The sequence below is a fragment of the Cyanobium sp. LEGE 06143 genome (assembly GCF_015207535.1).
Taxonomy (GTDB): domain Bacteria; phylum Cyanobacteriota; class Cyanobacteriia; order PCC-6307; family Cyanobiaceae; genus NIES-981.
Map to the genome: position 1 here is coordinate 1 of NZ_JADEWP010000081.1, position 10,403 is coordinate 10,403.

The 10,403-nt window shown below is 69.4% G+C and carries 11 protein-coding genes and 1 pseudogene; 7 read left to right on the forward strand and 5 right to left on the reverse strand.

Translation table 11 applies throughout. The features are described 5' to 3' along the window. Positions 1–173 precede the first annotated feature (173 nt). The 4 genes from grpE to rsgA are packed head-to-tail and all read left to right on the forward strand — an operon-like array spanning position 174 to position 3,326. The gene (grpE, locus tag IQ216_RS07260; protein WP_193814949.1) at positions 174–890 is read left to right on the forward strand and encodes a nucleotide exchange factor GrpE; all 717 of its coding nucleotides are present in this window, start codon (positions 174–176) and stop codon (positions 888–890) included. A gap of 2 nt (positions 891–892) precedes the next feature. Beyond that, positions 893–2,017 carry a molecular chaperone DnaJ gene (gene dnaJ / locus IQ216_RS07265; RefSeq protein WP_186697885.1) on the forward strand — a complete coding sequence of 375 codons (1,125 nt, stop codon included), beginning with the start codon at positions 893–895 and terminating at the stop codon, positions 2,015–2,017. A 3-nt stretch (positions 2,018–2,020) separates the two neighbouring features. After that, on the forward strand, positions 2,021–2,275 hold the full coding sequence (locus tag IQ216_RS07270) for a sulfurtransferase TusA family protein (RefSeq protein WP_193814950.1): 255 nt from the start codon (positions 2,021–2,023) through the stop codon (positions 2,273–2,275). Beyond that, positions 2,265–3,326, forward strand: a complete 1,062-nt coding sequence (rsgA, locus tag IQ216_RS07275) for a ribosome small subunit-dependent GTPase A (RefSeq protein WP_193814951.1) — start codon at positions 2,265–2,267, stop codon at positions 3,324–3,326. The genes IQ216_RS07270 and rsgA overlap by 11 nt, the downstream gene beginning before the upstream one ends. A gap of 5 nt (positions 3,327–3,331) precedes the next feature. On the opposite strand, the gene IQ216_RS07280 is transcribed toward rsgA, so the two are convergent. Genes IQ216_RS07280 through murC form a run of 3 tightly spaced genes read right to left on the reverse strand, consistent with a single transcriptional unit; the run spans position 3,332 to position 6,005 of the window. Further along, on the reverse strand, positions 3,332–3,673 hold the full coding sequence (locus IQ216_RS07280; protein WP_193814952.1) for a YbaB/EbfC family nucleoid-associated protein: 342 nt from the start codon (positions 3,671–3,673) through the stop codon (positions 3,332–3,334). 45 nt (positions 3,674–3,718) lie between these two features. Further along, positions 3,719–4,624, reverse strand: coding sequence for a UDP-N-acetylmuramate dehydrogenase (murB, locus tag IQ216_RS07285; RefSeq protein ID WP_193814953.1), 906 nt, complete (start codon positions 4,622–4,624; stop codon positions 3,719–3,721). A gap of 4 nt (positions 4,625–4,628) precedes the next feature. Continuing rightward, positions 4,629–6,005, reverse strand: a complete 1,377-nt coding sequence (gene murC / locus IQ216_RS07290; RefSeq protein WP_370566655.1) for a UDP-N-acetylmuramate--L-alanine ligase — start codon at positions 6,003–6,005, stop codon at positions 4,629–4,631. 251 nt (positions 6,006–6,256) lie between these two features. Here murC and IQ216_RS07295 point away from each other — a divergent pair, with 251 nt between their 5' ends. After that, the gene (locus tag IQ216_RS07295; protein ID WP_193814954.1) at positions 6,257–7,279 is read left to right on the forward strand and encodes a type I glyceraldehyde-3-phosphate dehydrogenase; all 1,023 of its coding nucleotides are present in this window, start codon (positions 6,257–6,259) and stop codon (positions 7,277–7,279) included. A gap of 40 nt (positions 7,280–7,319) precedes the next feature. Here IQ216_RS07295 and thiL read toward each other — a convergent pair whose 3' ends face one another. Together thiL and IQ216_RS07305 are read right to left on the reverse strand one after the other, a co-directional pair. After that, positions 7,320–8,360, reverse strand: a complete 1,041-nt coding sequence (gene thiL / locus IQ216_RS07300) for a thiamine-phosphate kinase (RefSeq protein WP_193814955.1) — start codon at positions 8,358–8,360, stop codon at positions 7,320–7,322. 12 nt (positions 8,361–8,372) lie between these two features. Further along, the gene (locus IQ216_RS07305) at positions 8,373–9,497 is read right to left on the reverse strand and encodes a peptidylprolyl isomerase (RefSeq protein ID WP_370566654.1); all 1,125 of its coding nucleotides are present in this window, start codon (positions 9,495–9,497) and stop codon (positions 8,373–8,375) included. 90 nt (positions 9,498–9,587) lie between these two features. Between IQ216_RS07305 and efp the strand changes: the two genes are divergently transcribed. After that, a complete protein-coding gene (gene efp / locus IQ216_RS07310; RefSeq protein WP_186697898.1) occupies positions 9,588–10,148 on the forward strand; it encodes an elongation factor P in 561 nt (186 codons plus the stop codon). Positions 10,149–10,153: 5 nt separating this feature from the next. Beyond that, positions 10,154–10,403: pseudogene (locus tag IQ216_RS07315) on the forward strand (acetyl-CoA carboxylase, biotin carboxyl carrier protein); the annotation flags it as partial.

Genomic DNA, 10,403 nt, shown 5'->3' on the forward strand with positions numbered 1-10,403 from the left:
TCCAGCAGCGCTGTGGTTTCTAGGCAGGGGCCCTGGAGGCAGCGGGGGGAAGGGGGGAAACGGTCTGAGCGGCATGCGCTTGGCGCCAGGATGGGGAGGTGCGGGCTTCCGCCGTTGTGAGCCGTCCGCCTGAGCCCCAACATGTCTAGATCTGAACGTGCTTGTTGTCACGCATGAGCGGTGAACCTGTGGTACCTCCCGAAACCAACCCCACCCAGGATCTTCAGGCTCCGATGGAGGCCGAGGTGGACTCCACTGTCGCCGAGGTGATCGACCCCTCCGCCGCTGCGGCCCAGGAGGCGTCAGCGCCGGCTGATCCCGCCGGCGCGGCCAGGCTCGTGGTGGAACTGGAGCAGGAGCTGGCCAGCCTCAGGAGCCAGCACGAGAGCCTCAAGGGTCAGCACATGCGGCTCGCGGCGGATTTCGATAACTTCCGCAAACGCCAGAGCCGTGACAGCGAGGATCAGCGGCTTCAGATCACCTGCGCCACCCTCGGTGAGATCCTGCCGGTTCTCGACAACTTCGATCGGGCCCGTCAGCAGCTCAATCCCCAGCATGAGGAGGCCCAGTCACTGCACCGCAGCTACCAGGGCCTCTACCGCCAGCTGGTGGATGTGTTCAAGCAGCTGGGCGTCTCGCCGATGCGGGTGGAGGGTGAGCCCTTTGACCCGATGCTGCACGAAGCCGTGCTGAGAGAGCCCAGTGACCAGCACCCCGAGGACGTTGTGATCGAGGAACTGCAGCGGGGCTATCACCTCAATGGTCGCGTGCTGCGCCATGCCCTCGTGAAGGTGTCCATGGGACCGGGACCCAGCAATGCCGCCTCTCCTGCAGGAGAGGCCCAGGCAGGGCCTGAGCAGGAGTCCAGTGCGCCTCCCCACGAGGGCTGACCATGGCGGACTACTACGACCTGCTGGCTGTGAGCCGCGATGCCGATGCGGACAGCCTCAAGCGGGCCTACAGGCGGCTGGCCCGCCAGTACCACCCCGACATCAACAAGGATCCCGGCGCCGAGGAGCGGTTCAAGGAAATCGGCCGGGCCTATGAGGTGCTGAGTGATCCTCAGAGCCGCGCCCGCTACGACCAGTTCGGCGAGGCCGGCCTCGGTGGCGGCGACGGCATGCCCGACATGGGCGACATGGGCGGCTTTGCCGATCTGTTCGAGACCTTCTTCAGCGGCTTCGGTGGCGCCCAGGCGGGTGGTCCCCGCCGCCGCGGGCCCCGGCAGGGCGACGACCTGCGCCTCGATCTCACGATCAGCTTTGCGGAGGCCATCTTCGGGATCGAGCGGGAGGTGCAGATCCGCCACCTCGAAACCTGCTCCAGCTGCAAGGGCAGCGGGGCCAAGGAGGGTGCCGGCCCCACCACCTGCACCACCTGCTCGGGGGCCGGCCAGGTGCGTCGCGCCACCCGCACCCCCTTCGGCAGCTTCACCCAGGTGGCCCCCTGCCCCACCTGTGAGGGCAGTGGCCAGATGATCGACGACCCCTGCACCGCCTGTGGCGGCCAGGGCCTCCAGCAGGTGCGTAAGAAACTGCGCATCAACATTCCCGCCGGCGTGGATTCCGGCACCCGGCTGCGTGTGGCCCAGGAGGGCAACGCCGGCCAGCGGGGTGGTCCGCCCGGGGATCTCTACGTGTTCCTGAGCGTCCAGCCCCATCCCCAGCTGCGCCGCGACGGCATCAACATCCACTCGGAGGTGGCCCTCAACTACCTGCAGGCGATCCTCGGCGACACCATCGAGGTGGAGACGGTCGATGGACCGGAGCCGCTCACGATTCCACCGGGCACCCAGCCGGGCGCCATTCTCACCATGCAGGCCAAGGGAGTGCCGAAGCTGGGTAACCCGGTGGCCCGCGGCAACCACCTGTTCAGCGTCAAGGTGCAGCTGCCCACCAAGGTCAGCGGTGAGGAGAGGGAGCTGCTGGAGCAGTTGGCGGGTCACCACACCAACCGGGGCCAGAAGCATCCGCACAAGAGCGGTCTGTTCGGTGGCCTGTTCGGCCACCGCGACTGAGCCGTGTCCTCCGCCCCACGCCCCTCTCTCCTGCTCGATCTCCGCGGTACTCCCTGCCCCCTCAACTTCATCAGGGCGCGACTGGCCCTCGAAGGCCTGGAGCCGGGCTCCTGGCTCCAGCTCGACCTGGACCGCGGCGAAGCGCAAGAGCAGGTGAGCTCCGGCCTGCGGCAGCAGGGCCACGCGGTGCAGGAGGCTCCCCATCCCGAGGCGGAGCAGGGGGCGATCCGGCTGCTGGTGTGCCGCCATGGGGCCTGAGCCTGCGGGCGGCGTCAGCGAGGGGCTCAACGGCCTGGTGACGGCCCTGCAGGCCAACTACTGCAGCGTGGCGCTGGAGGGGCCAGGCCCCGGTGGCGCCGGCCAGCTGCTCTGCACCCGCCGCACGCGCCTGGCCAAGAGTGGGCAGAGCATCTGTGTGGGGGACCGGGTGCGGGTTGAGGGCATCGACTGGCCAGCCGGGCGCGCTGCCGTGGCGGCCGTGCATCCCCGCAGCAGCCTGCTGGAGCGTCCCGCCGTGGCCAATGTGAGCCGTATCGTGGTGGTGGTGGCGCTGGCGGAGCCCGTGGCCGATCCGCTGCAGCTCAGCCGTTTTCTGATCACGGCCGAGGCCAGCGGCMCCCCCGTGCTCCCCGTGCTCTCCMAGGCCGACCTGCTGCCCGCCACGGCGGTGGCCGACTGGTGCCGGCGCCTGCAGGGGTGGGGCTACGCGCCGCTGGCCGTGGCAGCCACCACGGGGCAGGGTCTCGAGGCCCTGCGGCAGCAGCTCCAGCAGCCTGGCATCACCGTGATCTGTGGGCCCTCCGGGGTGGGTAAGAGCAGCCTGCTCAACGCCCTGCTGCCGGCCCTCGACCTGCGGGTGGCGGCGGTTTCGGGCCGGCTCCAGCGAGGCCGCCACACCACCCGCCACGTGGAGTTGTTCGGTCTGGCCCCCGGTGCCCTGGTGGCCGACACTCCGGGCTTCAATCGCCCAAGGCTGCCGCGGAATCCTGCCGCCCTCGGGGCCCTCTTCCCGGAAGTGCGTGCCGCGCTGGCCCGTCAGGGCCCATGCCGCTTCAGCGACTGCCTGCACCAGGGCGAGCCTGACTGCTCCGTAGGCATGGCCTGGGAGCGCTGGCCCCTCTACCGCCAGTGCCTCGACGATCTGCAGCAGGACCTGGAGCGCGCCCCGGCCCCCAGCTCGGATCCAGCCGGTCTGCGCCGCCGCGGCGGCCGGCTGGAACCCCTGCTCGCAGCCCGGTACCGGCGCAGCTCCCGCCGCAGTCAGCGTCAGCAGGAAGAACGGGAGGACCGGGGCCCTGGCCAGAGCTGAGCGCCCTAGCCCCCCAGGCCCGGCAGGTTGAGATTGAGGCCGCCGGTGAGTTCCTCCATGCGGCCCTTCATGGTGCCGGTGGAGTTGGCGTAAGCGGCTTGCAGGGCTTCCAGCACGGCGGTTTCGCAGGCCTCGACGCCGTCGGCCAGCAGCTCCGGAGCCAGACGCACCTTCAGGGGCTGCTGGTTGCCGGAGAGCCACACGCTGGCGCGGCCATCGGCGCTGCAGCCTTCCAGCTCCATGGCGTCGAGCTCTTCCTGGAGCTTCTGGGCGTTCTGCTGGAGTTCCTGGGCCTTTTTGAAGGCCTCAGTGAGCTGACCGAAATTGGGAAGTCCGAAGCCGGCCATGCCGTATCAAAAGCAGTGACCAGGCTAAGGGTGGCACCCCGCGGCCTACCGCTGGAAACCCAACCGCTTCACCTCGGGATGGAGGGCGATGCCATGCCGCTCCAGCACCCGGCGCTGCACGTCCGCGATCAGGGCGTCGATGTCGGCGGCCCGGGCCTCGCCGGCATTGACGATGAAATTGGCGTGGATTCTGGACACTTCCGCATCGCCGATACGCAGCCCCTTGAGGCCCAGCTCCTCGATCAGCCGACCGGCCTTGTGGGGCTCGGGGTTGCGGAACACACTGCCGCAGCTCGGCTGCTGATACGGCTGGGTGCTGGTGCGGCTGTGCAGGTTGGCGCTGGTGCGCTCGCGCACCACCTCCGGGTCATGGCCAGGCTGCAGTTGAAAGCGGGCCGACAGCACGATCCAGGGCTCCTGTTGGAGCCGGCTGTGCCGGTAGGCCAGGTCCAGATCTCTGGCTTCCAGCTCCACCACCTGGTCGGGGCGGGCCGGGTCGAGCAGCCGCACGGAGTGCAGCCACTCGGCCGTGCAGCCCCCCTGGGCGCCGGCATTCATCACGGCGGCGCCTCCCACGGTGCCGGGGATGCCCACGGCCCACTCGAGGCCGCTCAGGCCGGCCCTGGCCGCCTTGCGCGCCAGGGTGGGGATCGGTTCGCCGGCGGCGGCCTCCACCCAGCCGCTGCCGCCATCCAGACTGGCGCCCTGCAGCCGCCGGTTGCAGAGCGTCAGGCCGGCCAGGCCCGCATCGGCGATCAGCAGGTTCGACCCCGCGCCGATGCAACGCAGCTCCAGCCCCTCCCGCCAGGACCAGGCCGCCAGGGCTGCCAGCTCCGCATCAGAGCCGGGCTCCGCAAACCATTCCGCCGGACCCCCCACTCTCCAGGTGGTGAAGGCTCGCAGGTCCGTGCCCTGACGAAGACCGGGCAACTGGCTCAGGCTGGGGGTCATCCGCCTAGGCCGCCAGCTCCAGGGCCGGGCGCTGGAGACGGTTGAGCCGGTCCCAGAGTCCGTTCACATCGCCGGCGCCCATGGCCAGCACCAGATCCCCAGCCTGGCTGCAGGCCTCCACCTGCTGGGCCAGGCCATCGAGGCTGTCGGCCACCAGCACCGGTAGCTGGGGGGCGAGCTGCTGCAACGCCGCAGCCAGCGCCCCACTGCTCACACCGGGGATCGGGGCCTCTCCCGCAGCGTAGAGCGGTGCGATCACCGCGGTATCGGCATCGCGCAGGGCTGCGGCGAAGCCATCCAGGAACTGGGCCGTGCGCGAATAGCGGTGCGGCTGGAACACGGCGATCACCCGCCGGGGGGGCTCGGGCAGGGGGCTGCTGCCGCTGTCCACCATCAGCCGCGCCATCGCCAGGGTGGCGGCCACTTCGCTGGGGTGGTGGGCGTAGTCATCCACCACCAGGCGGCCGTTCCAGATGCCGCGGAAGTCGAAACGGCGGCCCGGGGGCTTGAGCTCGGCCACCGCCTGCTGCAGCTCGGCGAAGCCGACCCCCTCCAGGCGGCAGGCGGCCAGGGCGGCCACGGCGTTGCTGAGGTTGTGGCGGCCTGGCAGGGGCAGCTGCAGGGTGCCCACCCGCTGGCCCCGCTCATAGAACTCGGCCGTGGTGCCGTCGCCACGCTCGTCGATGGCCAGGGCGGCGAACTCCACCCCCTCGGCACTCGTGGTGGACCACCAGTGGTCGGCCTCGAAATGCTCCCGCAGGATGGCGCAGTCGCGATTGGCCAGCAGCCGGCGGGAGCCCTCGGCGAACCGGCGCAGGGTGCTGATCAGGGCGTCGAGATCGGGGTAGTGGTCGGTGTGGTCGAGTTCGAGGTTGGTCAGCACCCCCAGGGATGGGGTGAACTTCACCAGGGAACCATCTGATTCATCGGCCTCCGCCACCAGCAGTCGGCCCAGGCCGTGGCGGCCGTTGCTGCCGAAGGCGGGCACGATGCCGCCGATCACGGCGGTGGGGTCGTGGCCCGTGGCGGCCAGCAGGGTGGCGATCAGGCTGCTGGTGGTGGTCTTGCCGTGGCTGCCGGCCACCGCGATCGTCTCCTGGTCGCGGATCAGGGCGGCGAGCACATCGGAGCGATGGCAGATCGCCAGCCCGGCCCGGCGGGCCTCCATGAGTTCGGGATTGGTCTCCGGAACCGCCGAGCTGATCACCACCTGGGGGGGCGCGGCGGCGGCGGCACAGATGGCCGCCACCGTGGCCCCGGTCTGTTCCTGGAACACCCGCACCCCGTGGCTCCGGAGGCAGGTGAGCACGGCGTTGTCGCGGGGGTCGGAGCCGCTCACCGCGTACCCCCGCTCGGCCAGAATGCCTGCCAGGGCTGACATGCCGATGCCTCCCACCCCGATGAAGTGCAGAGGTTGGTCGCGCTCAAGCTGGGGGATCAAGGTGGGTTCCGGACAGGGACGCTGCTGCAGCAGAAGTTAGTCCGGCCGGGGTCTCTCGCGCCATTACGAGATGCTGCATCTGGGCTCATCGTGCCGCCTGGGCCCCTGCAAGCGGGAAGGGGGGCGGAGGGGATTTCTGTATGATCGGCAGCCAAATCCCCCTTGCCAAGCGGTTTCTTCCGCTTTTTGCCATGACACTGAAAGTTGCGATCAATGGATTCGGCCGGATTGGTCGCAACTTCATGCGTTGCTGGCTCAGCCGTGGTGCTGACACCGGCATCGAAGTGGTGGGTCTCAACGACACTTCAGATCCGAGGACCAATTCCCACCTGCTCCAGTACGACTCGATGCTGGGTCACATCCGCGATGCGGAGGTGAGCTACACCGACGACGCCATCATCGTCAACGGCAAGACGATCAAGTGCTTCTCCGATCGCAACCCCCTCAACCTTCCGTGGAAAGAGTGGGGTGTGGATCTGGTGATTGAATCCACCGGGGTGTTCATCGACAAGGACGGTGCCGGCAAGCACCTGCAGGCAGGGGCCAGCAAGGTGTTGATCACAGCTCCTGGCAAGGGCGACGGCGTGGGCACCTTCGTGATGGGGGTCAACGACTCCGAGTACCGCCACGAAGACTGGGACATCGTGTCCAACGCCAGCTGCACCACCAACTGCCTGGCGCCGATCGTCAAAACCCTCGACCAGGCCTTTGGCATCGTCAAGGGCACGATGACCACCACCCACAGCTACACGGGTGACCAGCGCATTCTCGACGCCTCCCACCGCGACCTGCGCCGTGCCCGGGCCGCCGCCATCAACATCGTGCCCACCAGCACCGGGGCCGCCAAGGCCGTGGCTCTGGTGTACCCGCCGATGAAGGGCAAGCTCAATGGCATCGCCCTGCGGGTCCCGACCCCCAACGTGTCGGTGGTGGACCTGGTGCTGGAAGTGAGCCGCGGCACCAGCCGCGAGGAAGTGAACGCCACCCTCAAGGCCGCCTCCGAGAACGGCATGAAGGGGATCATCAAGTATTCGGATCTGCCGCTGGTGTCCAGCGACCATGCCGGCACGAATGAGTCCACGATCGTGGACTCCGACCTCACCCTGGTGATGGGCGACAACATGGTGAAGGTGATCTGCTGGTACGACAACGAGTGGGGCTACAGCCAGCGGGTCGTCGACCTGGCCGAACTGGTGGCACGCAACTGGACGTGAGCCCAGGCGAGCGCGGTCGCTACCTGGTTCTGGCCCTCCCTTAGAACGAGGTCTGGAAGTGGCAGTACGCGCCTTCGGCCCCCTTCACGGCGCTGCCGTCTTGCCAGATCACCCTGGCCTCGTTTCCCCTGCTGCTGCGCATCACCCCCAGGGGCTCGGACCCTGGTAGAGCCGCCAGCAGGGCTGCCGCCCAGGGCGGTGCAAGGGCCAGCACCAGTTCAAAGTCCTCGCCGCCACTGAGGCACCATGCCACCCCCTGATCCAGTGCTGCCATGGCCGGATCGAGGGGCAGGGCGCTGCGCTGCAGCACGGCCTGGCAGCCACCCGCTGTGGCCAGGGCCTCCACGGCCATGGCCAGGCCGTCACTGCTGTCGGTGCCGCCCACCCGCCAGGGGCAGGCCGCCGGCCTGGAGGCCCGCAGGGCTTTCACGGCATCGAAACGGGCCCGGGGTCTGCGGTGGGCGGCCCGGGCCCGGTCCACGAGATCGGGGTCAAGACCATCCCGCACCCCCGGCGCCAGAGTGTCCTGCAGCAGGGCCAGCCCGAGGCGACTCAGCCCATGGGGGCCGCTGGCGATCAGCACATCGCCGGGCTGGCCATCGCCGCGTCGAATCGCGTCGCCGCCAGCTTCTGCCCCGACAGCTGTGGCCAGCTCACCCACCGCACTCAGCGCCAGAATCCGCTGCTCGCCGCCGCTGCAATCGCCGCCCAGGATGGCTCCAGCTCCGTGGGCGTTCAGACAGGCCTGCAGCCCCTCGTACATCCCCTGCACCCACGACCAGCGCGTCTGGGCCGGGGCCACCAGCCCCACGGTGATCCCGAGGGCATCAGTGCAGCCCATGGCGGCCAGATCGGAGAGGTTGGCGGCGGCGGCGCGCCAGCCTGCGTCGAAGGGCTCGGTGGTGGCGTCACTGAAGTGTCTGCCCTCCACCAGCACGTCGGTGTTGAGCACCAGCGGGCCGCGGGCCGCCAGGATGGCCCCATCGTCCTGGAACTGGCCCGGCGGCGCGTACGCCCCCAGGCGGCGGATCAGCTCCTCCTCTCCCAGCTCGGCCAGGGCGGGATCGTGGCCGCGGCCCATGGCGTGCGCTCCTCAGGCGTGGGGCTGCAGGTTCTCGGCCCCGTCCACCACCTGCACCCGCTCGATGACGTCGTCGACCCCCAGTTCCTCCAGCACGTCGAAGCCCTCCACCACGTAGCCAAAGGCGGCATAGCGGCCATCCACCAGGTTCAGGCCGGCCGGGGTGAGCTCCGCTTCGTAGAGAAAGAAGAAGAACTGGGAGGAGCCATCGTCGAGGCTCTGGTCGGAATGGGCCCAGCCCAGGGTGCCCAGGGTGGCGAAGGGCAGCACCGCCTCGGCCTTGTAGCGGCCCAGATCCTCAAAGGTCTGGCCGTAGAAGGGCACGGGCTCGCCGGGGATCTTGATCTCCAGGGGGACTCGCCGCAGCTCTTTGGTGGTGGGATCGACGTAACCGTCCAGCGGTCCTTTGGGATCGCCGGTCTGGAGCACGTAGAAGTCCTCGGCGCGGGTGAAGGGCAGGCCGTCGTAGAAGCCCTTCTGGGCCAGATCCACGAAGGCCCCGGCCGTGAGGGGCGCGTTGTAGCCGTCGACCACGGCCACCAGGGGCCCGCGGCTGGTGCTGATCTGCACGGTGGCCCGCCCCAGCAGGCGCGGCAGGGCGTCGAACTCAGCGGGAATGGCGAACGGGAAGGGACCCACCAGCAGGGCCTCGGCCGTGCCGATCGTGGCGAGGGCCTGGCGGCGGGCGTCCAGGAAGCCGTCCCGGTCCTGGACCTCGGCCGCGCTGGCCAGCGCCTGAAGTTCGCCCTCCAGTTCAGCCATCAGCGCTGAGGCCTGCTCCGCCTGGCCAGCCCCGAAGCCCTCCTCAATCTCCTTGCGGCGACTGCTCAGCTGCGACTGGCTGCGGCGCGTGGTGGCCTTGAGGGCCGACCAGCGCTTGGCCCGCAGGTCGGTGCTGGTGTCCTCGAGCCGGTGCTGCAGGTTCTGCAGGGCGGGAGCCTCCACCGGCAGGGCATTGCGCAGAATCGCCGCCGGATCCTTCACCGCGTTCCCCTCGGGCAGGGCCGCGGCTGCGGGCAGGGCCTGCAGGGGGAGGGCGAGCAACAGGGCCAGGGCCCATGCCATGGCGCGAGCCACGGCCCGGTGGATCCACGGTGCGGCCATCACAGCGTCTTCCTTCTGGTCGGACTTTGGCACAGCCTTCCCTGGCCCAGCCCCGCCTGCAGAGAAGGTTTGGGGGCGGGGCCGGTAGCCAGCCGTACAATCCGCCAGATCCGATCCGCCGGAATGATCTCCAGCAACGACTTTCGTACCGGGACATCGATCGAGCTGGATGGCCAGGTCTGGCGGGTCGTTGAGTTCCTGCATGTGAAGCCGGGCAAGGGCTCGGCTTTCGTGCGCACCAAGCTCAAGGCCGTGCAGAGCGGCAACGTGGTGGAGAAGACCTTCCGCGCCGGTGAGATGGTGCCCCAGGCGGTGCTGGAGAAGAGCACTCTCCAGCACACCTACATGGAGGGGGACGACTTCGTGTTCATGGACATGGCCAGCTACGAGGAGACACGCCTCACGGCCAAGCAGATCGGCGACAGCCGCAAGTACCTCAAGGAGGGCATGGAGGTGAACGTGGTGTCGTGGAACGGCAAGCCCCTGGAGGTGGAGCTGCCCAACTCGGTGGTGCTGGAGATCACCCAGACCGATCCCGGCGTCAAGGGCGACACGGCCACCGGCGGCACCAAGCCCGCCATCGTCGAAACCGGCGCCCAGGTGATGGTTCCGCTGTTCCTCTCGATCGGCGAGAAGATCAAGATCGACACCCGCAGCGACAGCTATCTCGGGCGGGAGAACTGATCCCCATGCAGCTCGATCACGACCAGCTCCAGCAGCTCCTGGCCCTGCTGGGTGACAGTGACATCCAGGAGTTCAAGCTGGAGGGCGATGACTTCCGGCTGGAGGTGCGCCGCAACCTGCCCAGCCTCGCCCCGGTGCCGCTGCCGGCCCCAGTGCAGCCGCCGGCCCCGGTCGCTGCCCCGGTGGCCGCCGCCCAGCCAGGCCCGCCGGGCCCCTCCACGCCCCCACCCGCCGCGGCGGCCACCGGGGCAGCGA

Coding starts and splice junctions, on each gene's coding strand:
- grpE (WP_193814949.1), top strand. CDS start 174: ATGAGCGGTGAACCTGTGGTACCTCCCGAAACCAACCCCACCCAGGAT.
- dnaJ (WP_186697885.1), top strand. CDS start 893: ATGGCGGACTACTACGACCTGCTGGCTGTGAGCCGCGATGCCGATGCG.
- IQ216_RS07280 (WP_193814952.1), bottom strand. CDS start 3,673: ATGGCCGGCTTCGGACTTCCCAATTTCGGTCAGCTCACTGAGGCCTTC.
- murB (WP_193814953.1), bottom strand. CDS start 4,624: ATGACCCCCAGCCTGAGCCAGTTGCCCGGTCTTCGTCAGGGCACGGAC.
- murC (WP_370566655.1), bottom strand. CDS start 6,005: ATGTCAGCCCTGGCAGGCATTCTGGCCGAGCGGGGGTACGCGGTGAGC.
- IQ216_RS07295 (WP_193814954.1), top strand. CDS start 6,257: ATGACACTGAAAGTTGCGATCAATGGATTCGGCCGGATTGGTCGCAAC.
- thiL (WP_193814955.1), bottom strand. CDS start 8,360: ATGGGCCGCGGCCACGATCCCGCCCTGGCCGAGCTGGGAGAGGAGGAG.
- efp (WP_186697898.1), top strand. CDS start 9,588: ATGATCTCCAGCAACGACTTTCGTACCGGGACATCGATCGAGCTGGAT.